Genomic DNA, 21,834 nt, shown 5'->3' on the forward strand with positions numbered 1-21,834 from the left:
CCTCTCTCGCGATCGTGTCGTGGCTGGCTCGGCGGCCCCCGCTCACGTGTGCGCTTCCTTGAACTGGACCGGGATCCGGCCGATCTCGAAGTCCTTCCGCAGGGGGTGCCCCTCCCAGTCCTCGGGCATCAGGATGCGGGTCAGGTCGGGATGGCCCTCGAAGGCGATCCCGAACATGTCGTAGGTCTCGCGCTCGTGGGCCTCGGTCCCGGGGTGCAGGTCGAACAGCGACTCGACGACCGGGTCGCCCTCGGGGACCTGGACGCGCAGCCGCACGCGGCGGCGGTTCCCGATGTCGAGCATCTGGACGACGACCTCGAAGCGCTCGGGCACGATGCCCTCGGGGAGGGGTCGGTCCGGGTGCTCGAGGTAGTCGATGCCGCACAGGTCCGTGACCATCGTGTAGCCCTCGTCGGCGAGCGCCTTGGCGACGTCGAGGTACTGCTCGCGCGTCGGGTGCACCACCTCGTCGCCGTGGGAGTCGGTGACGGGGCACCCGTGGATCATCGGGGTGGTGTCGTCGTCCCCGCTCGCATCGACGTCGCCCGTCTCGTCGTCGGTCGCCTCGTCCCCGGTCGTCTCGTCGGCCACGGCGTCAGTTCCTCGTGCCCATCAGCACCGGGGTCGCGCCGGGCTCGATGTGCTCGACGTGGAGGTTCGCTCCCGCACCGGTCTCGGCCCGGCGCTTGAGGATCTGCTCGTTCTCGATCAGACCGTGGAGCTGCTCGATCGCGTGGATCAGCGTCTCGGGGGTCGGAGGGCACCCGGGGGCGTACACGTCGACCGGGACCACCTGGTCGACGCCCTGGACGATCGCGTAGTTGTTGAACATCCCGCCGGAGCTGGCGCACACCCCCATCGAGATGACCCACTTCGGCTCCATCATCTGGTCGTAGACCTGGCGGAGCACCGGGGCCATCTTCTGGCTGACCCGACCGGCGACGATCATGATGTCGGCCTGACGTGGACTCGCGCGGAACACCTCCATCCCGAAGCGGGAGATGTCGTAGTGCGCGCCCCCGGCCGCCATCATCTCGATCGCGCAGCAGGCCAGGCCGAACGAGGCGGGCCACGAGGATCGCGCGCGCGACCAGTTGACCAGGTCCTCCAGCTTGCCGGTGATGACGTTGTGCGACAGCCCGCCCATCCCGTCGTCGAGCACATCGTTGACGATGCCCATGTCGGTTCTCCTCAGGCTGCGTTCGGTTCGATCGGTTCGTTCGCCCGCTGGGTCTCGATGACTCGGCCCTCGCCGCCGACGCGCCGGATGGTCGACGTCGCGGACCGCTCCGGCGACACCATCGCCGCTTCGCGCTCCAGGCTCCGGTACCGCTGCACCGGGCCCCAGTCGAGTCCGCCACGGGCCACCTCGTAGACGAACGTCAGGAAGAACACGACGGAGAACAGGAGCACGGCCCAGAAGGCGTAGGCCCCCAGCGCCCCACGCGAGACGGCGTACGGGTAGATGAAGATGATCTCGATGTCGAACATGATGAACAGCATCGCCACGATGTAGAAGCTGACCGGGAACCGCTCCGGGGGTTCGCGCGTCGGCACGATGCCGCACTCGTACGGGGCCTCCTTGGCCGCCGACGGGCGACGTGGGCCGAGCAGGCGCGACGCGAGCAGGCTGAGCACGCCGAACACGATGCCCAGCAGCATCAGCACGACGATCGGGAGGTACTGGCTCATCGGGCCTCCGCACCCGTGGCGGCGCCGCGAACGGTCATGCCGGGGTGACCGCCATGTTCTCGTCGAGGTTGTGCTGCAGGTGGCGCTCGCGGCGGTGCAGCAGCCAGCACAGGGCGAGGAAGATGGCGCCGCCTCCGAGGGTCAGCACGACCGCCGGCTGGCGCCGGGTCCCGAGGTCGCGGACCATGTACACGTACTGCCGCTGGCGGGTCTCGTCGATCTGGGGGGTCACCGGGGCGCGGCCCGCCTCGGTGCGCACCTGCTGGAACGGCGCGGCCTCGGCGAGCACGTAGTGCGGCTCGTGGAAGAACGCGAGGAAGTCGAGCGACTCGTTCGTCAGGCCGGGCACCTTGCCGGCCTCGATCATCGGGTAGCGGTCGCCGCCGATGTCGTAGATGTTGGTGATCGCGTACTGGCCGGCCTCGAACGCACCGGCCTCCTCGAGCAGCACGCTCGCCTCGGCCTGGGCCTGACCGGACGCCGGGGACGCCGGGTCGAGCACGACGTAGCCCTCCTCCATCAGCTCGGCCCCGACGATCGAGGCCTCCTCGGTCGGGTTCGCGTCCTCGGGGATCGGCGGGAGGACGTCGAGCACGCCGCCGCTGCGCAGCGCCGCGGTGTCCTGCAGGACGGCCGAACCGGCCACGGGCTGCCAGGTCGGCGACGCGCCCACGAGCCCGATCCCGTAGATCCACCAGACCACGCCCATCAGCATCATCCAGCCGGCCAGGCCGGCCAGCGCGACGAGGAAGGCGAGGCGCGCCCCCATGTTCGTCGCCATGATCATGTACACCGATCCCATGAGGATCACGACCGCGATCACCACGGTCAGCAGGCCACGGAGCTCGGGCTCCCAGCCGATCGCCAGCACGCTCATCGGATCACAGGCTCCGCACGTACTCGACGACGGCGCGGATCTGCTCGTCGGTGAGCAGGGCGCCGAAGGCCGGCATCCTGCCGCTCCCCTGGCCGTTCAGCCCGTAGAGCTTGCCGAACTCCGATCCGCCCTTGATGAAGTCGACCATCTGGTCCTCGCTCTCGAAGTGGCTGTTCGTCGCGCCACCCGTCAGGTTCCAGCCGTAGGCGCCCTGTCCCTGGACACCGGGCTGGTCGTAGCTCCACCCGAGGGTGTGGCACCGAGCGCAGCTGTAGGCGCCGCTGCCCAGCTCGAGCTCGTACAGCGCCTGGCCGTAGGAGATCCCCTCGGCCTCCATCGCCGATCGGGCGGCCGTCTCGATCGCCTCCATCTCGTCGGCGGGCAGGACCCCGCTCTCGCACAGCTGGACGTCGAAGTACTCGTCGCCACCCAGCTCGCCCTCGCCGCACTCCTCGCGCGGGATCTGGATGCTCTTCATGTACTCGATGAGCGTCTCGATCTGCTGGGTGGTCATCGGGCCGCCGCCGATGGTGCCCCACGGCGACATCGGGGAGAACGGTCTGCCGTAGTTGAGGATGAAGGTGACCTCGGCCTCGTCGAAGCGGTAGAAGACCGTGTTCAGCGCCGGCGCCTTCCAGTTGACGGCCTGCACCTCTCCGCTGACCGGGTCGGTCACGGTGAACGGGGCCTCCCCGCCGACGGCGTTCATGCCGCCGTGGCAGCCGGCGCAGTTGAACCCGCCGTCGGCCGTGGGCTCGAAGAGCTGCGAGCCCCACGACGCGAAGCGGCGGTCCCACCCCTCCTGGGCGCCGGCTTGGCGGCCGGGCTCGAGGATCCAGTAGAAGGGCAGGCCGATCACCGAGACGATGAGGAGCAGCACCCCGAGGAGCTGCATCCGCTCGAGGCGGGAGCCCTCCATCGTCTCGTCGTCGTAGTACTTCTTGCGGTTCGCCGCGAGCTCGATCTCGGAGCCGATCTCGGCCCGCCCGGCGCGGATGTTGAACGCCGCGTAGACGATGAACCCGACGACGATGATCGCGAACGCGAAGCCGGCGATGGCCGTCGTTGCGAGAGCGACCATCAGTGCTCCCCACCACCCGTGCAGTGCGGCCCCTCGGCCTCCTGGCCGGTGGTGTTCACACCGATCGCGGGACCCGGCACGACGATGCCGGTGTTGATCGTGACGTCACCGCTGGGCGAGATCGTCGCCGGGAAGCGGTCCATGCCGCGCGGCGCCGGGCCGGCCTTCTTCTCGCCGACCCGGTTGTACTGCGAGCCGTGGCACTGGCACTCGAACCACTGGCTGGTGCTGCACTCGGGGACGCGGCAGCCCAGGTGCGGGCACTTCTGGCTGAGCACGACGATCCCCTCCTCCATCGTGGAGAGCAGGTTGTCGGGGTAGACGGTGCGTGCGAGCGGCAGCGCGTCGGAGGGGTACTCCGTGATCCACGAGCGGGCCTCGGGGGCGTAGAAGAAGCCGCCGCCCTGGTCGATGCCGTCCTTGATGACGCTGAGCTTGCCGACGGGGACCATGCCGCCGAAGCCGCCCGTCCCGCTCGGCCACAGGAACCCGACGAACGCAGCCGCGGCGAACGCTCCGAGACCCGCGCTCATCAGGGTGACCGTGGCGCGGTTGAAGAACTGGCGACGGGTGACGCCGAGCGCCTCGGGGTCCGGCGGGGTCCACGGCACGAGCGCCGGCTCGTCGTCGACCTTCGCGAGCGCCGTGCCCTGGCCGCGCGACGCCGTGCCCTCGGCCTCGGCGACCTCGGCGGTGCGGGTCCGGGTGCGGGTGGCTTCGGCCTCGAAGGCGCGCGACTCCGCTCGGTTGCGCTGGTCGCGATCGACGGTCTCACCCGACAGCGCACCCGCTCCGCGCACGTCGCTGCGTCGTGCGAGTGTGAGGAAGCTGATCGCCGCGAGGACGACGACCGCCCCGATGACGATGGCGATTGCTGCTGCGGTGCTCATGACGTGGTCTCCGTTTCAGATGGTCCTTCGAGGCTCAGAGCTCGAAGAAGAGGCCCTCGACCCAGGGGAGGACGAATGCGAAGCCCGGACCTCGGAAGAACGATCCGATGATCACGAGGACGGCCCAGAACATCAGGTGGACGGTCTGGAGCGAGGTCGCGAACTTGCGGTCCTCGGGCTTGTTGGACGGGTTGCGATCGAGGTACGGGGTGAGGATCAGGGCGATCATGCCGACGCCGGGGAGGGTCACCCCCGCCACCATCGGGTGGAACATCGTCAGCATCTCCTGCAGGCCGAGGAAGTACCACGGCGCCTTGGAGGGGTTCGGCGTCTGGTTGGTGTTCGCGAGCTGCAGCAGGGGCGCGTGCACGAAGATCGAGAACACGAAGGTGAGCGCGGTGCACGCCAGGGCGGCCACGAACTCGGCGGCGAGCAGGTGCGGCCAGGTGTGGACCTTGTCGACCGGGGTCGCCTTGACGTCCTGGATCGTGCCGGACTTGACGACCGTCAGCAACCGCTGCGTGTGACCGCCGGGGCCCGCACCGATCGGGACGCCCGCACCGGCCGGACCGGCGGCGACGACGGATCCGACCTTCTCGGCGACGGCGACCGAGCCGCCGCCGTCCTCGGCGGTGGCCGTGCCGGCCGACTTCTCCTTGGCCGCCTTGGTCCGCTCGAGGAGGTGGGCGGGGATGCGGGAATCGCCGCTCGAAGATGCGGCAGCTGACCCGCCACCGGCCTGGGCCGGCTCGGGCTTCGACTTGTCGCGGGCTGCTGCGGCCCGCTTGAGCAGGTGCTCCGGGATCTCTGTCATCGTGCCGAGCCTCCGCTCATCGTTCGTCGCCGATCGTCGATCCGGATCACAGCGGCCCCGAGATCCCGCCGTCCTTGCGGACCCTCCAGAAGTGGATCGCCATGAAGATGACGATCACGAAGGGCAGGAACAGCACGTGCAGGACGTACCACCTCAGCAGCGTCTCGGCGCCGATCTCGGCACCGCCGAGCAGGACGAAGCGGACCTCCTGGCCGAACACCGGGGTGTAGCCCATCATGTTCGTGCCCACGGTCACCGCCCACAGCGCCAACTGGTCCCACGGGAGCAGGTACCCGGTGAACGACAGCAGCAGGGTGAGCATCAGCAGGATCACGCCGATCACCCAGTTGAACTCGCGCGGCGGCTTGTACGCCCCGTGGTAGAAGACCCGGGCCATGTGCAAGAAGACGGCCAGCACCATGAGGTGGGCACCCCATCGGTGCATGTTGCGCACCAGCAGACCGAAGGTGACCGAGGTCTGGAGGTTGTTGATGTCGTTCCAGGCCGCGGTGACCTCGGGACGGTAGAAGAACATCAGGAAGATGCCCGTCACGGTCAGCAGGATGAACAGGAAGAAGCTCAGCCCGCCGAGGCAGAGGGTGTAGCTGACCTTGACCGCGTGCCGCTTCACCTTCACCGGGTGCAGGTGGTACAGCACCGAGTTCATGACCACGTAGCTGCGGTTGCGCGGGCTGTCGGTGTAGCCCTTGCGGAAGATCGAGCCCGGACGGAAGATCGACCCCCACGCCTGGCTCCCCTGGACCGCGTCGACCGTGTCGTTCACCCGGTCCTTGATCGTGGGGCGTGGTTTGTCGTCGATGATCTTCGCCATGTCAGAGCCTCATGCCGTAGCTGTAGCCGTGGTTGTTGGTGCGGGTGTGGTGGTCGCCGACGGCGGTGGCCTGGCCGGCCTTGCCGAGGATGATGACCCCGGTCGGGCACCGGTCGACGCACAGGGCGCACCGTGTGCAGATGTCGTCGTCGATCGTGAACATGAAGGCGTCGGACGGGTCGAGACCCGGCTTCTCCGTGCCGATCGCCTCGTCGACGGAGTCGAGGCTGATCATGTGGATGCACTTCCACGGGCAGATGTCGACGCAGCCCTCGCAGCTGATGCACTCGGACTGGTCGATGTGGATGAACTGCTTCGGCTTGACCGCCTTGGTCAGGTAGTCAGCGTCGACCTCGACGAGGGTGTACTCGTCGGTGTACGGCATCATCGGGGGGTTCGCGTCGGTCTTCGCCATGATCAGCGCTCCCCGGCCACGCGGGCCGTGCGCGGGCGGTGCGCACGTCGGCGCTCGCTCGCTCGCATCGTCGGACGGGTCGTCATCGCGCTCACGCCTTCTTCACGAGGGGTCGGCCGTAGGTGGAGGTCGGGAGCTCGGCCTGCTTGGTCTCGCCACGCTTCTGCCACCACACGGCGACCCACATGTGCAGACCGAAGAACACGGCGTGGAGCAGGACCACGAGGGTGTCGCGCACCGCCTCGTACTGGAGGGTGAGAGGGAGCCACCCGCCCTGGGCCTCGGACCTGAGGATCCCGCCCGGGCCGGCGATGAGCATGTCGCGTGACCAGCCGAGGTTCTTGTCGGCGTGGTCGATGAACTGGTGCGGGAGGATGCCGTAGGTCAGGAACAGCATCCCGAAGACGTAGGTCGCGCCGAGCATCGCCTCGCCCCACGACGCCGGACGTCCCCGGGGACGGCGCTTGCCGTACAGCACGATGCCCACGACCATCGCCACCGACGCGAGGAACGACACGATGAACGCCTGGTTGAAGCCTGGCCACTCCAGGATGTCGATGGCGATCATCGGTGCGGGGTCACTCCTCGTCGATTCGGTCTGCGTCGGTTCATCTGTCGGATGCCACGGGTTCGGACGGCACGCCGTGGCGGCCGACCCGTGGTCCCACCGATCCTAACCGGGCCGGGGGGTGTGGAGAAGTCTGGCAGACGGTCGCGGAAGCCGCGCCAGGTTGTGCGCAAGTTCACGCGTGACGCGCGGCCCGTCGGTGCGGCGTCGGCCGGGGCGGCCGTCGACGGCGCTCCATCACTCGTTCACAATGTGCGCGGGGAGTTTCCCAGGTCGCTGTCGTGCACCTATCCTCGGGCCCGTGACTGAGATCCCCGAGCACCTGCTGAAGCGGTCGCGCGAGCGTCGATCCGCGATCGGCAAGGGAGGCGACGGCGGATCCGACGACGCCCCCACCACGACGGAGGCGTCGTCGGACGCTCCGGCGACCACCTCGGGGGGAGGCTCGGCGACCCCGGCCGAGACCGGCCCGAGCGGGCCGCCGACGCGCGCGGCCGCTCCGCAGCCGGAGGCGCCGAAGCCCCCGAAGCCCGACCCGATCTACGTCAGCGCCGCCAAGTCGCGACGCAAGGTGCCGTGGTGGGCGATGGCCACCCTGGGGCTGATGCCGGTGTGGGGCTTCATGTACGTCCGTGCGGTCACCGAGGCCCCCGAGGTCGTCGAGGGACCGCTCGGCGTGGGCGCCGAGGTCTACGGGTCGTGCGCCAGCTGCCACGGCGCGAACGGCGGCGGCGGCGTCGGACGGCAGTTCTCCGGCGGTGAGGTGCTCGACACGTTCCCGGTCATCCAGGACCAGCTCCGCTTCACCTACTGGGGCACGCAGGGGTACAACCTCGCGGGCGTGTCCGTCTACGGCGACCCGGACCGGCCGGGGGGAGCCCACGAGGCCGGGTCGTTCGGCGTCATGCCCCAGCAGGGTTCGGAGGCGGGCGGCGACCTGGCCGACGAGGAGATCCTGGGCGTCATCTGCCACGAGCGCTACTCGCTCGGCGGCGCCGATCCCGACGACGAGGAGTGGGCCGAGGAGTTCGAGCTGTGGTGCTCGGAGGAATCGCCGATCTTCGAGCTGGTCGAGTCCGGCGAGTTCACCCTCGTGTCCGACGAGCCCGTCACCGTCGAGAACGCGGACGGCGACGAGGTGACGGTGGAGCCCGTCGGTCCGGAGCCGATCGAGGGTTCGGCCGGCTCTGGCTCCTGAACCCGACGCCTCCCCCTCCACCATCCCGTCCACGCGTCCCGGCGGCTCCGCGACGACCGACGTCCTGGTCGTGGGCGGCGGTCCGGCCGGCTGCGCCACCGCGGTGCGACTCGCCTCGGCCGGCCACCAGGTCGTCCTGCTCGAGCGCCGCCGCACCCCCGCCTCGTCGGCGCGCGGCGCCCTGCTCGCTCCCGGCGCCGTGCGCGAGCTCGCCGAGGTCGGCGTCGACCCGACGGCACCCGGCTCCGACGCGCACCCGGTGCTCGGCACGCGGATGCGATCGGGCGACCGGTCCGTGGCGATCCGCTGGCCGCGGGGCCCCGACGGTGAACCGGTCGGGGTCGTGTGGCGGCGATCGGAGCTCGACCGGCGGCTGCGCGAACGGGCGGTCGAGGCGGGAGTCGACGTGCGCCTGGGCCAGACGGCGACGACCCCGATCGTCGAGCGCGGCTTCGTCCGCGGCGCGGCGGTCGTGTCCGACGACGGCTCGACCAGCGAGATCGGGTGCCGCTTCCTCGTCGTCGCCGACGGAGCCAACAGCCGGTTCGGGCGTGGCCTGGGAACGAACCGAGACCGACGCTGGCCGTACGCCATCTCGGCCGCCACGCACGTGCGCAGCGACCTCACCGCCGAGTCGTGGTTCGAGACGAGCCTGGGCATCCCCGACCCGGCGGGGAACCCGGTCACCGGCCACGCGTGGGTCCACCCCGTCGGGGACGGCACGCTCTCGGTGGGGGTGACGGCGCTGTCGAGCTACCGCGACGTGCTCGGGGTGAACATCGTCAAGCTGCTCGACTCGTACTGCGCCGCGACCGCCGAGCGGTGGCGCTTCGACCCCGACGAGCGCCTCGTCGAGCCGGTCCGGCGGCGCACCCCGCTCGGCGGGTCCGTCTCGCCGACCATGGGGCCCACGTTCCTCGTCACCGGCGATGCCGCAGGTCTCGCGAACCCGTTCAACGCCCACGGGATCCAGGCCGCGCTCGCCACGGGGCGGATGGCCGCCGCCGTCATCGACGAGGCGCTGACGGTCGGCAACTCGACCACCCTGCAGCGCTACCCGGCGAGCCTCGAGCGGCGGATCGGGCAGTACCACAAGGTCGGGAGGCTGACGGCGCGCTTCCTCGGCCGCCCGTGGCTGCTGCGCATCGCGCTGGCCGGCGCGATCCGCTCCGACGCCGCGATGGGTGCCGCGCTGCGCATCGCGACCGACGAGTTGCGTCCCCACGAGCGCGGCGGCGCCGAGCGCGCCTACGCCCTCGCCCGCTTCGCGTCGCGCTTCGCCCCGAGCTGGTGACGTCGCGACGCCGGCGAGCCGCCGGGGACGCACGCCGCCGGCCTCGCCGTCAGGAGCGGCTCGACCCGAGCGCGCCCGGGAGCCGCATCCGCCGTCCCGGGCGCGGGAGCCGCAGCGTGAACACCGACATCGCGAGGATGACGGGGTAGATCTCGAGGCGGCCGAGCAGCATCTGCACCATCGCCACCGCCCGCCCGAGCCGCGGGATGGCGAGGAAGTCGCCCGTGTGGTCCAACCCCCCGAGCCCCGGGCCGACGTTGCCGAACGAGGTCGCCGACGCGGAGAACGCGGTGATCATGTCCGGACCGGTCGCCGCGATCGCGAACGACCCGCCGCCGAAGATCAGCAGCGCGAGGAGCAGGAAGCCGACCACCTTGTCGGCGATGTCGTCGGGGAGGATGCCGTTGCCGACGCGCACCGGCCGCACGAGGTTCGGGTGCAGGTGGCCGAGCGCCTCGCGGTGGGCGAAGCTGGACACCGCCATGACGCGCAGGACCTTGACGCCGCCCGCGGTCGAGCCGGCCATCGCCCCGATCGGGATCACGATCAGCAGCAGCGTCTGCGCCGCCTGGCTCCACAGCCCGTACTGGCTGGTGACGTAGCCCGTCGTGGTGATCGTCGAGACGGCGGTGAACAGGGTGTCGCGGAACCCCGACCCGCTCCCCGAACCGTTGCCCGCGGTGAGGTAGCACCACAGGGTGACCGCCGCGACGAACGCCGCGTAGATGCGGAACTCGGTCGAGCGCAGCAACGGCTTCGGATCGCGCCGCAGCGCCCGGTAGTACAGGGTGAAGCTCCCGCCGGCGAGGAACATCCCCACGATCGAGACCCACTGGACGGCATCGGACTCGAAGCGCCCCATCGACGCCTGGTACGGCGAGAACCCCCCGGTGGACACGGTGGTGAAGCTGTGGCTCGCGGCGTCGTAGAACCCCATCCCCGCCAGCGCGTAGGCGCCGGCCAGCGCGATCGTGAAGCCGATGTAGACCGCCCAGAGTCGGCGGGCGGTCTCGCGCACCCGCGGCGTGAGCCGCTCCCCGGTCGGCCCCGGCGCCTCGGCCTGCATCAGGCTCATCCCGCCCGAGCCCACGGTGGGCAGCACGGCGACGACCAGCACGATCACGCCCATCCCCCCCATCCACTGCGTCGTCGAGCGCCAGAACAGCAGGCCGCGCGAGGTGGACTCGATGTCGCGGGTCACGGTCGCACCGGTCGTCGTGAACCCCGAGATCGACTCGAAGATCGCGTCGTCGAGGCGGTCGAAGTGGCCGGTGACGTAGTACGGCACGGCCCCGACGAGCGCGATCACGATCCACGTCAGGGTCACCGCGGTGAACACGTCGAGGACCCGGATCCGCTTCGGCGTGACCGTCGCCTTCCACAGCACGAGCCCGATCACCGACACGATCGTGCCGACCACGAGCAGCTCGACCACGTCGGAACCGCTGTGCGCGAGGTCGATCAGGCCGGCCACGACCACCCCGAGACCGACGACGAGCAGCGAGAGCCCGACGATGTGCCCGACGAGGGTCGGGATCCCGCTCGACTGCACGAGCCGCTCGCCACGGGCGCCGTAGGCCGACGTCCGCCGGTCGAGCAGACCGCGGGGGTCGAAGTCGTGGATCGGGCGCTGCGACTCGTCGGTCGCGCTCACGCCGAGAACGCCTTGCGCAGCGCCGGGATCGCGTCGGGCCGCACGAAGCACACCACGTTGTCGTCCGCGTTCAGCGTGGTGTCCCCCTTCACGATGCGCCCGGGCTCGCCCGGGCTGATGACCGCGCCGAGCACCATCGAGTGCGGGAGGTGGAGATCGACCACCCGCCCCCCGTCGGCCGCGGACCCGGCCTCGATGCGGAACTCGTCGACCTCGATGTCGCTCTCGAGGAAGGTCGCCACCGACGTGGTGCCGCCGCGCACGTGGCGCAGCACGGCGTTCGCCGACGCCGTCCGCGGGCTCAGCGCCGCGTCGATGCCGAACTGCCGCACGAGGGGCAGCAGCGCGAGGCGGTGCAGGACCGCGACGGTGAACGTCCGCTGCTCGCCGGCCGCGAAGGCGCACGCGAGCACGTTGGCGGCGTCGTCGCCGGTCGCCGCGATCACGAGGTCCATCCGGGTGATCGACTCCTCGTTGAGGAGGTCGATGTCCTCGATGTCGCCCTGCACGATCGTGACCAGACCCAGGCGCTCGCTGAGCTGCTTCGCCAGGTCGAGGTCGCGCTCGATGAGCACCACCTCGGTCCCCTCGTCGGCCAGGCGCTCGGCGACGCGCGAGCCGACGGCACCTCCGCCGAGCACCATCGCGCGCTTCGCCCGACGATGGCGCGCCCCGAGCAGCTCGAGGATCTCGTGTCGGGCGGAGCGGTTGGTCAGCACGCGGACGTGGTCGTCCACGGCCAGGCGCTGGTCGCCGCGCGGGATCACCGTCTCGCCGTCGCGGGTCAGCGCCCCGAACAGGAACTGGCGATCGGACTCGTAGCTGCGACCGATGTCGGCCAACGTGCTCCCGGCGAGCGGCGACCCCTCGGCGATCCGCGCCCCGATCACGATCAGCTCGCCGTCGGACATCCGGTAGACCTCGTCGGCCCCCGACACCCGGGCGAGCTCCATGATCTCGTCCGCCGTGTCCGCGTCGGGGTCGATGATCAGATCGGCGCGCATCGTCTCCCGCAGCGCCTTGCCGGCGGGGCCGCGCAGCTCCTCGGCCTGGATCCGCACGACGGTCTGGTCGACACCCGCCTCCTTCGCGAGCAGCGAGGTGATGAAGTTGACCTCGTCGTTCTGGGTGACCCCGGCGAGGACGTCGGCGTGGTCGATCCCCGCCGTCGCGAGGACCGACGGCGCCGTGGCGTTCCCGACGACCACCTGGACGTCGAGCTCCTCGCCGATCGAGGCGGCCACCAGGTGGTCCTGCTCGACGATCACCACGTCGTGGCCCTCGGCTCCCAGGCGCTGCGCGAGGTAGCGCCCGACCTCCCCCGCCCCGACGATGATCACGTGCACGCCCGCCAGTGTGACCGATCGCGACGAGGAGCGCGCACACGACTCGGGCCGCGGTGGCGGCGACGACGATCGTCAGCTCCCGGGCCGCTCCCGGGCTGCGCCGGCTCCGTCGCCGTCGGGGATCTCGTCGAGCACGTCGATCGCCGCGTCGAGGAGGTTCCACATGTTCGCCTTCAGGCGCTCGGAGTCGAAGGAGGCCTCCCACACCGCCCCCGTGAGCAGGTCGCTGACGCAGAACGCGGAGGCGAGGTCGACCCCCCGGTGAGCGGCGACGACGAACAGCGCGGCGGCCTCCATGTCGACCGTCGCGACGCCGTTCGCGGCGTGGTGGCGCACCTCGTCGACCGTCTCGCGGAACAGGGCGTCGATCGTCCAGGTGCGACCCCGCGAGTGGACGAGCCCGGCGCGCTCGAACCGCTGCGCGAGCGCGTCGGTCAACCCGCGGTCGGGGACCGCGTCGACGTCACCCGCCAGGTAGTGGTGCGACACCCCCTCGTCGCGCACCGCTCCCTCGCACACGACGAGGTCGCCGATCTCGAGCTCGACGAGGCCGCCCGCCGCACCGACGCTCACGACGGCGTCGCACCCGAGCGACACGAGCTCCTCGAGCACGACCGCGGCCGCCGGGGCGCCGATCCCGAACCCGCCCACGACCCCGACCCTGCCGGCGGTCCGGTCGAGGGCGTGCACCGTGCGCGTGAACCCCCCGACGTGGACCGGCGTCGTCTCCTCCAGCGAGCGGACGGCGTCGAGCAGCTGCGGCTGGTAGGTCATCACGACGCGCGTCGGGATCCCGGCGGGGAGGGTCTCGCCGAGGTCGTCGGTGCGGTGCGCGAGCAGCGCCGCCGGGGTGAGGACGGGGACCCCGTCGTGCTTGCCGGCGACGTTCGGGAAGGCCATGGCTCGACTCTGCCACGTCGAGGCGCGGCGCCGGGGCACGACACCGGGGACCGCCACGCGCGGCGCGGCGACGGAGCCGGACCGCTCAGACCGGGCTGGTGACCGTGGCGAGGAGGGCGGCGGGTGCCGAGCGCAGCGCGTCGGTGGCCGCCGAGTCCGGGAACCCGTCGCACGCCTCGACCGCGCGCCGGGCGAAGTCGCCGGCCGTGGCGAGGGCCGACTCCACCCCGTCGCCGTCGCGCACGATCGCAAGCGCCCGGGCCTGGTTCGCTGCGTCGAGCGGGGAGCCGAGCAGCTCGGCGAGCTCGGCGGCCGCGGGTGTCTCGAGGGCGACCGTGCGCAGAACCGGCAGGGTGTAGACGCCCTCGACCATGTCGTGGCCCGCCGGCTTGCCGAGCTGCTCCTCGGTCGCGGTCGCGTCGAGCACGTCGTCGACGATCTGGAAGACCATCCCGTAGGCGTTGCCGAACTCGGTGAGCGCCTCGACGGTGGCCCCGTCGTGGCCGGCGACGATCCCCCCGATGCGCGCCGCCGTGCCGTACAGCGACGCCGTCTTGCCGTGGATCGACGCGTAGTAGCTCTCCTCGGAGCGGCTCACGTCGTAGGTGTGCCGCAACTCCTCGATCTGACCCTCGCACAGCCAGCCGATGGTGCGCGCGAGGAGCCCGGCGACCTCGACGCCCAGCGACGCGGCGATCTCCGATGCGCGCGAGAGCAGGAAGTCGCCGGCGAGGATGGCCTGCAGGTTGCCCCACTTGGCGTTCACCGTCTCGACCCCGCGCCGGGTGTCGGCCTCGTCCATCACGTCGTCGTGGTAGAGGGATCCGAGGTGCACGAGCTCGCAGGCGACCCCGCCGAGCACGACGTCGTCGGACGCTGCCGAGCCGGCGATCCGGGCGGACACCGTCGCCAGCACCGGCCGCAGGCGCTTGCCGCCCGCGACGATCAGGTGGGAGGCGATCTCGGTGAGGTAGGTGTCGGCGGTGATCACCGAGGCGTGCATCGCCTCCTCGATCCGGGCGAGATCGTCCTCGCTGTCCGAGAGCGTCGTGAGCGGCGTCATCGGCACGCTCGACGTGACGTTCTCCGAGGACACCTCGACAGGCTACGTGCTGTCGTGCGTTCGGTGCCCACGCGGCGGCCGCGGGTCACGCGCGGTCACGGCCACGGGACCGGCACGGCGATCGTCGCGGGGCGCCCGGATCGGCCACCGGACTATCGTGCACCACGTGAGCGACGAGGGCCGGCACGAACCCACGGCCGAGCCCGCGAGCGGGGATCGATCCGAGCCCGCGCCCGAGCCGGGTGCCGCCGTGGACCTGGACGAGATCGAGTCGGACCTCGCCGCGGTCGAGGCCGCGCTGGCCCGCATGGACGACGGGACCTACTGGACCGACCCCGGCCCGCGACCGGGCGACGGCACGGTCACGTCGGGCACGTCCGCCGACCCGGGCCCGACGAGCGGACGCGCCCAGGCGTGATCGAGCGCCGTCGACGCCCGGTCGCCTCGGCGGCCACGCTGGCCGTCGTCGGCGCCGCGATCGCCGCGGCGGTCGGGGCCCGGCGTGTCGACGCCTCGCCGTTGACCAGCCGCGCCCGGCGCTCCGCTCGGATCTGGAGGCTCTCGACGCGCAACTCGGCGCGCTTCGCGGTCTCGCGCGTGCGCGGCGTCGGGCGCGGGCGCGAGCGGCGCGCCGAGCTCGACGAGCGGTTCGCCATCCGCACCGCGGCCGACGTCGCGGCCGAGCTCGGCCAGATGAAGGGGGTGCTGATGAAGGCGGGGCAGATGATCAGCTTCATCATGGAGGCCCTCCCCCCCGAGGCCCAGGACGCCCTCGCGACGCTGCAGGCCGACGCCGCACCGATGTCGCCGACGCTCGCTGCCGGCGTGGTGACCGAGGAGCTGGGTCTCGCTCCCGAGCGGGCGTTCCTCGACTGGACAGACGTCCCCGTCGCCGCGGCGTCGATCGGCCAGGTGCACCGTGCCGTCACCCCCGACGGTCGCGACGTCGCGGTGAAGGTCCAGTACCCGGGCGTCGGCGAGGCGATCGAGAGCGACCTCGACGCCGCCGAGACGATGTACGCGATGTTCTCCGCGATGATGCTCAAGGGCCTCGACGCGGCCGGGCTCGTCGACGAGCTGCGCGACCGGATGCGCGAGGAGCTCGACTACCGCATCGAGGCGCGCAACGTCGCCGAGTTCCAGCGTCGCTTCGCCGGGCACCCGTGGGCCCGGGTCCCGGTCCTCGTCGAGGAGTTCTCGACGCGGCGACTGCTGACCACCGAGTGGGTCGACGGCATGGGCTTCGACGAGTTCCGCGCCTCGGCGAGCCCCGAGGTGCGCCAGCGCGCCGCCGAGGTCGTCTGGCGCTTCTCCCAGGGCGCGATCCTGGGTCACGGCATCTTCAACGGCGATCCGCACCCGGGCAACTACCGCTTCCACCACGACGGGAGCGTCACCTTCCTCGACTTCGGTCTCGTCAAGCGGTGGTCGCCCGGCGAGTGGGAGAGCCTCGCCCCGTCGATGGACGCGATCGTGGTCGAGCGCGATCCCGAGCTGCTGGTGGCGACGATGGAGCGCAACGGGTTCCTGCGCCCCGACCACGGCCTCGATCCCCAGCTCGTCTACGACTACGTGTCGAGCCCGTACACGCCCTACCTCACCGACGAGTTCACCTTCACGCGGGAGTGGATGCGCGACACGCTGGCGACGATCATGGACGTCAACGGTCCCCACGCCCGGGTGATCGAGTCGCTGAACATGCCGCCCAGCTTCGTGATCCTCGATCGCGTGGTGTGGGGCGTGAGCGCGATCCTCGGCAAGCTCGAGGCGCACGGTCCCTGGCGCTCGATGCTGCTGGAGTACACCTCCGGCGGCCCGCCCGCCACGGAGCTCGGCGTCGCCGAGGCCGCCTGGGCGGCGTCGCGCACCGCGCCCTGACGACCGACTCCCCTGGTTCCCGCGAGACCCGGCACCTCGTTCGGCGAACCCGCCCGGCGCCGCTCCGCGAACGCACCGGCGCCGTCGCGCCCCGCCGCGGGCCGCGGCCCCGGCACGACCGGGCGGGCTCGGACCCCGCGCGCCGGCCCCTGCACGACGTATTGACAAAGCATGTTGTCAATACGTACGGTGGGGCACGTGGCCACCCCCACGGCTCCCGATGACGAGATCGCTCGCGACATCTCGCTCGTCGACGACGTCGTCGTCGCCCGGCTCCTGCTCGATCCGCTGCGGTCGCGGGTGCTGGCGGCGCTCGCGACCCCGGGGTCGGCGTCGACCGTCGCCGCCGAGCTCGGCGAGACGCGCCAGCGCGTCAACCACCACCTGCGCACCCTCGAGGAGCACGGCCTGGTCCGCCTCGTCGAGGAGCGCCCGCGGCGCGGGCTCGTCGAGCGCATCGTCGTGGCCACCTCCGACGCCGTGCTGCTCGCGCCCTCCCTCGCCGGGGACAACGCTCCCCACGTTCGTCCCGACGACCGCCGAGACGAACGCCTGGCGAGTCGCTACCTCCTGGCGATCGCGGCCCGGCTCGTGTCCGAGGTCGGCGACCTCGCCCGGTCGGCGCGCGCGGCCGGTCGGCCGCTGCCCACGCTCACCGTCGACGCCGACGTCCGGTTCGCCACGGCCGCGGACCGAGCGGAGTTCGCGCGCCGGCTGACCGCGACGATCCACGACCTGGTCGCCGAGTTCCACGACGAGGCCGCCCCCGGCGGCCGGTGGCACCGCCTCGTCGTCGCCGCCCACCCGCGGCCCACGAGGGATCTCGAGCGCACCGCCGTGCCCACGGTCGCCCCGGCGTCGGACCCCGTCGACGACGACGACCTCGCCCACGACCCCTCGGACCACCCCACCCACCGACCCACGGAGGAGACGCCATGAACCACGACACGCCCCACCAGGACGCGGACGGCACCGACGAGCCGGGCCGAGCCGACGCGAACCCCACCAGCGCGCTCGCCGCCGACCCCGCGACGACGAGCGACGGAGGAACCGGCGCGAGCGACGGAGGAACCGGCGCGAGCGACGGCACCGACGGCGTCGGGCGCTCGATCGAGCTGGAGGTCGAGGTCCCCGGCACCCCCGAGCAGGTGTGGCGGGCGATCGCGACCGGACCCGGGATCTCGTCGTGGTACGTCCCCCACGCCGTCGAGGAGCGCGCCGGCGGATCGGTCGAGCTCAGCTTCGGTCCCGGCATGGACGGCACCGGCCGCGTGGCGGTGTGGGAGCCTCCGCACCGCATCGTGCTCGACGGGGGCGACGGGGCCGGCGGACTCGCGTTCGAGTGGATGGTGGAGGCGCGCGACGGCACGAGCTGCATCGTGCGACTGGTCAACTCCGGGTTCGGCTCGGGCGCCGATTGGGACGGCCAGTACGACGCGATGCGCGACGGCTGGCTGATCTTCCTCACCAACCTGCGCCTCCACCTCGAGCACTTCGCCGGCGAGTCGGCCACCGCCTCGCTGCCGATGGCCACCTGGCCCGGGCCCCGCGACGCGGCGTGGCGTCGCCTGCTCGCGGATCTCGGCCTCCCCGCGGACCCGCGCCCGGGCGACCGGGTCGCGACCAGCGCCGCCGACGCCCCCGAGCTCGGCGGCGTCGTCGCCGCGACCTCCCACGACCACCTCGCCCTCGTCGTCGACCGCCCGACCCCCGGCACCGCGTTCGTCGCGGCCGAGGAGGTCGGCGGATCGATCTCGGTCTCGGTCTGGACCTACCTCTACGGGCCCGACGGCGCGCTCGCCTCCGAGCGCGACGACCCCCGCTGGCGGGAGTGGCTCGAGGCCCGTGGGAGCGCGTCGGAGCGTGGGTCCTAGGATCCGCGACCATGTCCTCGAGCACCGAGACCGACACCGCCTCGACCGGGCCGACCGCGTCCGACGCGGGATCGGCGTCGACCGTCCGGGCACCGTTCGCGCCGTGGGACCGCCGCGAGCTGCCCGGCGCGTTCGACGTCGCGGAGACGGCACGGCGCGTCGGCCACTACAAGTGGACGGAGACGAAGCTCTTCGAGGCGCTCGGCGGCTGGGTCGCCACGGTTCCCGAGCTCGACGTGAAGATGCGCCTCGGGACCCACTGCTACCACCACGCGTGGCACGCCGAGCTGTGGCACGAGCGCCTCCCCGAGCTCCGCGAGATGAAGCCCGAGCGCCTGACCGTCCCGGCGAACGAGGCGATGGAGCGCTTCGTCGCGGCGATGACCGAGCCCGAGGCCCCCGAGCTGACGATCGAGAAGCTCGTCGGGGCGTACCGCGTGCTCATCCCCCGGTTCATCGCCGCGTACACGTACCACCTGAACAACACCAGCGAGATCACCGACGCCCCGACGATCCGCTCCCTGCGCTTCGCCCTCGCCGACGAGCACGACGACTGGCGCGACGGCGAGATGCTGCTGCAGTCGCTGATCACCACCCCCGACCACGTGCGCCGGGCGAGCGAGCACCAGGCACGCCTCGAGGCGATCATGGTCGAGGCGGGCGGGGTCTCCGGACCGGACAGCATCGGCACGGGCGGGTAGGATCGACCCCGACACCACCGAGGAGCACCCATGCGTCAGTTCTTCCCCGTCGAGGACCTCGCTCGTGACGAGCGGTTCGCGCAGACCGACATGGCCACGCGCCTCGCCGACAAGCGCTCGGCGGTCGACGTCAGATCGACGTCGAGGAGCCGCTCGTCGTCGAGCCGCCTCACCCCCGAGCGCCACGACGCGTCCGACGCGGCGCGCAGCCTGATGCACGGCATCATGGTCGGGGAGATCCAGGCGCTGGAGGGCGCCGGGCGCACCGCCCACGACTTCCCCGCCGGTGACGGCACCGGCGACACCGTCCCCTTCGAGCTCAAGCTCGACATGGCCCGACAGGCCTGGGACGAGGCCCGCCACGTCGAGATCAGCGCCAAGCTGTCCGACTGGATGGGGACCGAGATCGGCGAGTTCCAGGAGAACACGGTCCTGTTCGAGGCCGCCTGCTCGAACGATCCGATCCTGCGTCTCGCCGGGGTCAACCGGGCGCTCGAGGGTCTGGCGATCGACGTGTTCACCCAGATGAAGGAGTTCGGCCAGATGGCCGACGATCCGTTCCTGGAGTTCTGCGAGGACTGGATGCTCGCCGACGAGGTCACCCACGTGAAGATGGGGTCGGACTGGTTGCGTGCGGTGACCGAGAAGGATCCCGAGCGTCGGGCCCGCGCCCTCGAGTTCCAGCAGGTCGTCGACAAGCTGTTCAGCTTCGGCGGGGTCCGCGGCGAGAGCGAGGAGAGCTCGATCGGCCTCGCACGCCGCTTCCGTGAGCTCGCCGGCTTCACCGACGACGAGGTCGACGTGATCTCGCAGATGGACCAGGACGCGCTCGAGGAGCGCAAGGCGGCCGTCCGCCTCGCCCAGGAAGCCGCGGGCGTCTGAGCGCCCACGGCGACACCGCCACGGCCGGGCCACCGGTGTCGGTCGAGCCCCGGGAGTTCTCTCTCGTCGACTACGACGCCGACGTGATCGCCCGCACCGTGGCCGAGGTGGCGACGGCTCTCGGCGTCGCGAACCCGATCCGCGTCGTCGTCGACGAGACCACCCCTCTCGCGAAGCGCTCCGCCGAGCTCGATGGACCGCCCGACCCCGACACGGCCGTCGTGCTGCGCTTCCAGAGCGGCGCCCTCGAGGACAGCCGAGACCTGACCAACTTCGGCCCGCGCCGCGCCCGGCTCTCCGCCGGGCTGGCGCTGCTGCGCGCCCGGGACCGGCTGCGACCCGACTTCGCGGACGTGCCCTCCGACCGCGAGCTGACCAACGCGCAGAACGCGGCCTGGGACACCTACTGCGCCGGACGCCTCGCACGCGCCGGCCTCGAGCCGTCCGAGCAGCAGTTCCGCTACGACTTCCGCAACCGGTTCGGGTTCACCGACGCCGTCGACCGCCGCTTCGACGAGGTGTGGCTCGCCGACGACCTCGGTTGGTCCGACCTCCTCGGCGACGACTGACCCCACCCGCGACCGCGTGTCGCACCCTCCGCGGCGCCGCGTCCCGTGCCACTGGTAGAACGGCGTCCGCACCCACGTGCGTGACCGATGGAGGACCCGCCATGACCACGTCCGAACCCCCGAGCGACGGCCCCCTCGCTCGCCTCGCCGCGATCGAGGCCCGCCTCGCTCGCCACTCCGAGTTCCGCCACGGCACCCCGGGGGCTGACGCACCCCGGGAACGCGACCGCCACGCCCCCACCCGTCGACCGGCCGCGGCCGACCACCGTGCGTCGGGCGACGGCCGGACCGCGGCGCGACCGAGCGGGTCGCGGCGCGACCTCCTGCGACTCGCCGCCGGCACCGCCGCCGTCGGCGCCGGAGCGGCCCTCGCGTCGCGCTCGGGGACCGTGGCCGCCGCCGACGGTTCGAACCTGGTCCTCGGCTCCGACGTCAACGTCGCCGGCGACTCGGGGACGACCTCCACCCGGATCGCCTACGTCAACGACGAGGCGCCCCGCCTGCCCGGGATCGCCGGGCCGTACGCGGCGAACATCTTCCTCGTCGACGACGTCGACGACGCCGTCCCGTTCCCCTTCGACCCGGGCCCGACGGACCACCCCGCGGCCAGCGCCGGCTACGGCGGCGACTCGGTCCCCAACGGGATGTACGGGCGCACCACCGGGGACGGCCACGGGGTGGTCGCCCACGGCGCCGATGCCGGGGCGACCGGGCTGCTCGCGATCGGGGAGCGCGCGAACCTCGAGCTCGCCAACGCCGGCGACGCGCCCGCGGCCCGGTCGGGAGCGCACCGTCGCGGCGAGGTGGTCGCGGATCGCGACGGGACCCTCTGGTACTGCGTGTCGGCCGGGTCGCCGGGGACGTGGCGCACCCTCGCCGGAGCCGCCACGGCCGGGGCGCTCCACCCGCTCACCCCGTTCCGCGCCTTCGACAGCCGGTTCGACGCCGGAGGACGACTCTCAGCCGGCGACTCGGTCACGGTGTCGGTGGCGGTGGTGCTCGACCCGACGACCGGCGCGGTCGTGCGGCGCGACGCCGTCCCCGCAGGCGCCGTCGCGGTGGCGGCGAACGTCGCCGCCGTCCGCACCGGCGGGACCGGGTTCCTCACCGTCAACCCCGGCGGCGACGACGCGGTCGGCGCGTCCGCGCTCAACTGGACCGACGGCGCCAACCTGTCGAACGCCGGCATCTACCGCCTCGGCGGCGACCGGCGCCTCGAGGTGATCGCCGGCGGCGAGGCCGCCGCAGCGGCCGACGTGGTCGTCGACATCACCGGCTACTACCTCTGAAACCGTGGCGTGCGACG

General features: G+C 72.0%; 23 protein-coding genes and 1 pseudogene. 10 read left to right on the forward strand and 14 right to left on the reverse strand.

Annotated features, from left to right (window positions below; translation table 11 throughout):
• Positions 1 to 42 precede the first annotated feature (42 nt).
• The 10 genes and pseudogenes from ACOOHC_RS16690 to ACOOHC_RS16735 form a co-directional block, all read right to left on the reverse strand.
• Positions 43 to 591 carry an NADH-quinone oxidoreductase subunit C gene (locus ACOOHC_RS16690; protein WP_420451524.1) on the reverse strand — a complete coding sequence of 183 codons (549 nt, stop codon included), beginning with the start codon at positions 589 to 591 and terminating at the stop codon, positions 43 to 45.
• Positions 592 to 619: 28 nt separating this feature from the next.
• Positions 620 to 1,147, reverse strand: a pseudogene (locus ACOOHC_RS16695) (NADH-quinone oxidoreductase subunit B); the annotation flags it as partial.
• 44 nt (positions 1,148 to 1,191) lie between these two features.
• Positions 1,192 to 1,692, reverse strand: coding sequence for an NADH-quinone oxidoreductase subunit A (locus tag ACOOHC_RS16700; RefSeq protein ID WP_420451525.1), 501 nt, complete (start codon positions 1,690 to 1,692; stop codon positions 1,192 to 1,194).
• A 34-nt stretch (positions 1,693 to 1,726) separates the two neighbouring features.
• On the reverse strand, positions 1,727 to 2,569 hold the full coding sequence (locus ACOOHC_RS16705; protein ID WP_420451526.1) for a hypothetical protein: 843 nt from the start codon (positions 2,567 to 2,569) through the stop codon (positions 1,727 to 1,729).
• Positions 2,570 to 2,573: 4 nt separating this feature from the next.
• Positions 2,574 to 3,650: a c-type cytochrome gene (locus ACOOHC_RS16710; protein ID WP_420451527.1), complete on the reverse strand. Its 1,077-nt coding sequence runs from the start codon at positions 3,648 to 3,650 to the stop codon at positions 2,574 to 2,576.
• Positions 3,650 to 4,540, reverse strand: coding sequence for a ubiquinol-cytochrome c reductase iron-sulfur subunit (locus ACOOHC_RS16715; RefSeq protein ID WP_420451528.1), 891 nt, complete (start codon positions 4,538 to 4,540; stop codon positions 3,650 to 3,652). The genes ACOOHC_RS16710 and ACOOHC_RS16715 overlap by 1 nt, the downstream gene beginning before the upstream one ends.
• Positions 4,541 to 4,574: 34 nt before the next feature.
• Positions 4,575 to 5,354, reverse strand: coding sequence for a menaquinol-cytochrome c reductase cytochrome b subunit (locus ACOOHC_RS16720; protein WP_420451529.1), 780 nt, complete (start codon positions 5,352 to 5,354; stop codon positions 4,575 to 4,577).
• 46 nt (positions 5,355 to 5,400) lie between these two features.
• The gene (gene extP, locus ACOOHC_RS16725) at positions 5,401 to 6,186 is read right to left on the reverse strand and encodes a selenite/tellurite reduction operon b-type cytochrome ExtP (RefSeq protein ID WP_420451530.1); all 786 of its coding nucleotides are present in this window, start codon (positions 6,184 to 6,186) and stop codon (positions 5,401 to 5,403) included.
• Between the two features lies 1 nt (position 6,187).
• Positions 6,188 to 6,601, reverse strand: coding sequence for a 4Fe-4S dicluster domain-containing protein (locus ACOOHC_RS16730; RefSeq protein WP_420451531.1), 414 nt, complete (start codon positions 6,599 to 6,601; stop codon positions 6,188 to 6,190).
• Between the two features lie 91 nt (positions 6,602 to 6,692).
• Entirely contained in the window at positions 6,693 to 7,169 is a 477-nt protein-coding gene (locus ACOOHC_RS16735; RefSeq protein ID WP_420451532.1) for a hypothetical protein, read from the reverse strand.
• A 301-nt stretch (positions 7,170 to 7,470) separates the two neighbouring features.
• On the opposite strand from ACOOHC_RS16735, the gene ACOOHC_RS16740 reads away from it, so the two are divergent.
• Together ACOOHC_RS16740 and ACOOHC_RS16745 are read left to right on the forward strand one after the other, a co-directional pair.
• Positions 7,471 to 8,367, forward strand: coding sequence for a hypothetical protein (locus ACOOHC_RS16740; protein WP_420451533.1), 897 nt, complete (start codon positions 7,471 to 7,473; stop codon positions 8,365 to 8,367).
• Positions 8,368 to 8,431: 64 nt separating this feature from the next.
• Positions 8,432 to 9,661, forward strand: a complete 1,230-nt coding sequence (locus ACOOHC_RS16745) for an NAD(P)/FAD-dependent oxidoreductase (RefSeq protein ID WP_420453817.1) — start codon at positions 8,432 to 8,434, stop codon at positions 9,659 to 9,661.
• A gap of 49 nt (positions 9,662 to 9,710) precedes the next feature.
• On the opposite strand, the gene ACOOHC_RS16750 is transcribed toward ACOOHC_RS16745, so the two are convergent.
• The 4 genes from ACOOHC_RS16750 to ACOOHC_RS16765 all read right to left on the reverse strand — a co-directional run bounded on the left by ACOOHC_RS16750 (position 9,711) and on the right by ACOOHC_RS16765 (position 14,657).
• Complete coding sequence (locus ACOOHC_RS16750) at positions 9,711 to 11,315, reverse strand: TrkH family potassium uptake protein (protein ID WP_420451534.1); 1,605 nt, start codon at positions 11,313 to 11,315, stop codon at positions 9,711 to 9,713.
• Positions 11,312 to 12,661 carry a Trk system potassium transporter TrkA gene (gene trkA / locus ACOOHC_RS16755; protein ID WP_420451535.1) on the reverse strand — a complete coding sequence of 450 codons (1,350 nt, stop codon included), beginning with the start codon at positions 12,659 to 12,661 and terminating at the stop codon, positions 11,312 to 11,314. Before trkA ends, ACOOHC_RS16750 begins: the two co-directional genes overlap by 4 nt.
• Positions 12,662 to 12,733: 72 nt before the next feature.
• Positions 12,734 to 13,561 (reverse strand): nucleoside phosphorylase, encoded by an 828-nt coding sequence (locus ACOOHC_RS16760; RefSeq protein WP_420451536.1) that lies wholly within the window; start codon positions 13,559 to 13,561, stop codon positions 12,734 to 12,736.
• Between the two features lie 85 nt (positions 13,562 to 13,646).
• Positions 13,647 to 14,657 (reverse strand): polyprenyl synthetase family protein, encoded by a 1,011-nt coding sequence (locus ACOOHC_RS16765; RefSeq protein WP_420451537.1) that lies wholly within the window; start codon positions 14,655 to 14,657, stop codon positions 13,647 to 13,649.
• A 133-nt stretch (positions 14,658 to 14,790) separates the two neighbouring features.
• Here ACOOHC_RS16765 and ACOOHC_RS16770 point away from each other — a divergent pair, with 133 nt between their 5' ends.
• The 8 genes from ACOOHC_RS16770 (at position 14,791) to ACOOHC_RS16805 (ending at position 21,817) form a co-directional block, all read left to right on the forward strand.
• Positions 14,791 to 15,042 carry a hypothetical protein gene (locus ACOOHC_RS16770; protein ID WP_420451538.1) on the forward strand — a complete coding sequence of 84 codons (252 nt, stop codon included), beginning with the start codon at positions 14,791 to 14,793 and terminating at the stop codon, positions 15,040 to 15,042.
• On the forward strand, positions 15,039 to 16,502 hold the full coding sequence (locus ACOOHC_RS16775; protein ID WP_420451539.1) for an ABC1 kinase family protein: 1,464 nt from the start codon (positions 15,039 to 15,041) through the stop codon (positions 16,500 to 16,502). Before ACOOHC_RS16770 ends, ACOOHC_RS16775 begins: the two co-directional genes overlap by 4 nt.
• A gap of 198 nt (positions 16,503 to 16,700) precedes the next feature.
• Complete coding sequence (locus ACOOHC_RS16780; protein ID WP_420451540.1) at positions 16,701 to 17,441, forward strand: helix-turn-helix domain-containing protein; 741 nt, start codon at positions 16,701 to 16,703, stop codon at positions 17,439 to 17,441.
• Positions 17,438 to 18,376: an SRPBCC family protein gene (locus ACOOHC_RS16785; protein WP_420451541.1), complete on the forward strand. Its 939-nt coding sequence runs from the start codon at positions 17,438 to 17,440 to the stop codon at positions 18,374 to 18,376. The genes ACOOHC_RS16780 and ACOOHC_RS16785 overlap by 4 nt, the downstream gene beginning before the upstream one ends.
• 11 nt (positions 18,377 to 18,387) lie before the next feature.
• Positions 18,388 to 19,077: a hypothetical protein gene (locus tag ACOOHC_RS16790; protein WP_420451542.1), complete on the forward strand. Its 690-nt coding sequence runs from the start codon at positions 18,388 to 18,390 to the stop codon at positions 19,075 to 19,077.
• A gap of 30 nt (positions 19,078 to 19,107) precedes the next feature.
• Positions 19,108 to 19,959: a DUF455 family protein gene (locus ACOOHC_RS16795; protein WP_420451543.1), complete on the forward strand. Its 852-nt coding sequence runs from the start codon at positions 19,108 to 19,110 to the stop codon at positions 19,957 to 19,959.
• A gap of 35 nt (positions 19,960 to 19,994) precedes the next feature.
• Positions 19,995 to 20,528 carry a hypothetical protein gene (locus ACOOHC_RS16800; RefSeq protein ID WP_420451544.1) on the forward strand — a complete coding sequence of 178 codons (534 nt, stop codon included), beginning with the start codon at positions 19,995 to 19,997 and terminating at the stop codon, positions 20,526 to 20,528.
• A gap of 101 nt (positions 20,529 to 20,629) precedes the next feature.
• Positions 20,630 to 21,817, forward strand: coding sequence for a hypothetical protein (locus tag ACOOHC_RS16805; RefSeq protein WP_420451545.1), 1,188 nt, complete (start codon positions 20,630 to 20,632; stop codon positions 21,815 to 21,817).
• The last annotated feature ends 17 nt before the right edge of the window (positions 21,818 to 21,834 follow it).

It is taken from the genome of Ilumatobacter sp. (genome assembly GCF_965215205.1).
In the GTDB taxonomy this organism is placed as follows: Bacteria; Actinomycetota; Acidimicrobiia; order Acidimicrobiales; family Ilumatobacteraceae; genus Ilumatobacter_A.

Excerpts from the sequence above, each read along its gene's own strand:
- ACOOHC_RS16700 (WP_420451525.1), bottom strand. The coding sequence starts at position 1,692 with ATGAGCCAGTACCTCCCGATCGTCGTGCTGATGCTGCTGGGCATCGTG.
- ACOOHC_RS16705 (WP_420451526.1), bottom strand. The coding sequence starts at position 2,569 with ATGAGCGTGCTGGCGATCGGCTGGGAGCCCGAGCTCCGTGGCCTGCTG.
- ACOOHC_RS16710 (WP_420451527.1), bottom strand. The coding sequence starts at position 3,650 with ATGGTCGCTCTCGCAACGACGGCCATCGCCGGCTTCGCGTTCGCGATC.
- ACOOHC_RS16715 (WP_420451528.1), bottom strand. The coding sequence starts at position 4,540 with ATGAGCACCGCAGCAGCAATCGCCATCGTCATCGGGGCGGTCGTCGTC.
- ACOOHC_RS16720 (WP_420451529.1), bottom strand. The coding sequence starts at position 5,354 with ATGACAGAGATCCCGGAGCACCTGCTCAAGCGGGCCGCAGCAGCCCGC.
- extP (WP_420451530.1), bottom strand. The coding sequence starts at position 6,186 with ATGGCGAAGATCATCGACGACAAACCACGCCCCACGATCAAGGACCGG.
- ACOOHC_RS16730 (WP_420451531.1), bottom strand. The coding sequence starts at position 6,601 with ATGGCGAAGACCGACGCGAACCCCCCGATGATGCCGTACACCGACGAG.
- ACOOHC_RS16735 (WP_420451532.1), bottom strand. The coding sequence starts at position 7,169 with ATGATCGCCATCGACATCCTGGAGTGGCCAGGCTTCAACCAGGCGTTC.
- ACOOHC_RS16760 (WP_420451536.1), bottom strand. The coding sequence starts at position 13,561 with ATGGCCTTCCCGAACGTCGCCGGCAAGCACGACGGGGTCCCCGTCCTC.
- ACOOHC_RS16785 (WP_420451541.1), top strand. The coding sequence starts at position 17,438 with ATGAACCACGACACGCCCCACCAGGACGCGGACGGCACCGACGAGCCG.
- ACOOHC_RS16790 (WP_420451542.1), top strand. The coding sequence starts at position 18,388 with ATGTCCTCGAGCACCGAGACCGACACCGCCTCGACCGGGCCGACCGCG.
- ACOOHC_RS16795 (WP_420451543.1), top strand. The coding sequence starts at position 19,108 with ATGCGTCAGTTCTTCCCCGTCGAGGACCTCGCTCGTGACGAGCGGTTC.
- ACOOHC_RS16805 (WP_420451545.1), top strand. The coding sequence starts at position 20,630 with ATGACCACGTCCGAACCCCCGAGCGACGGCCCCCTCGCTCGCCTCGCC.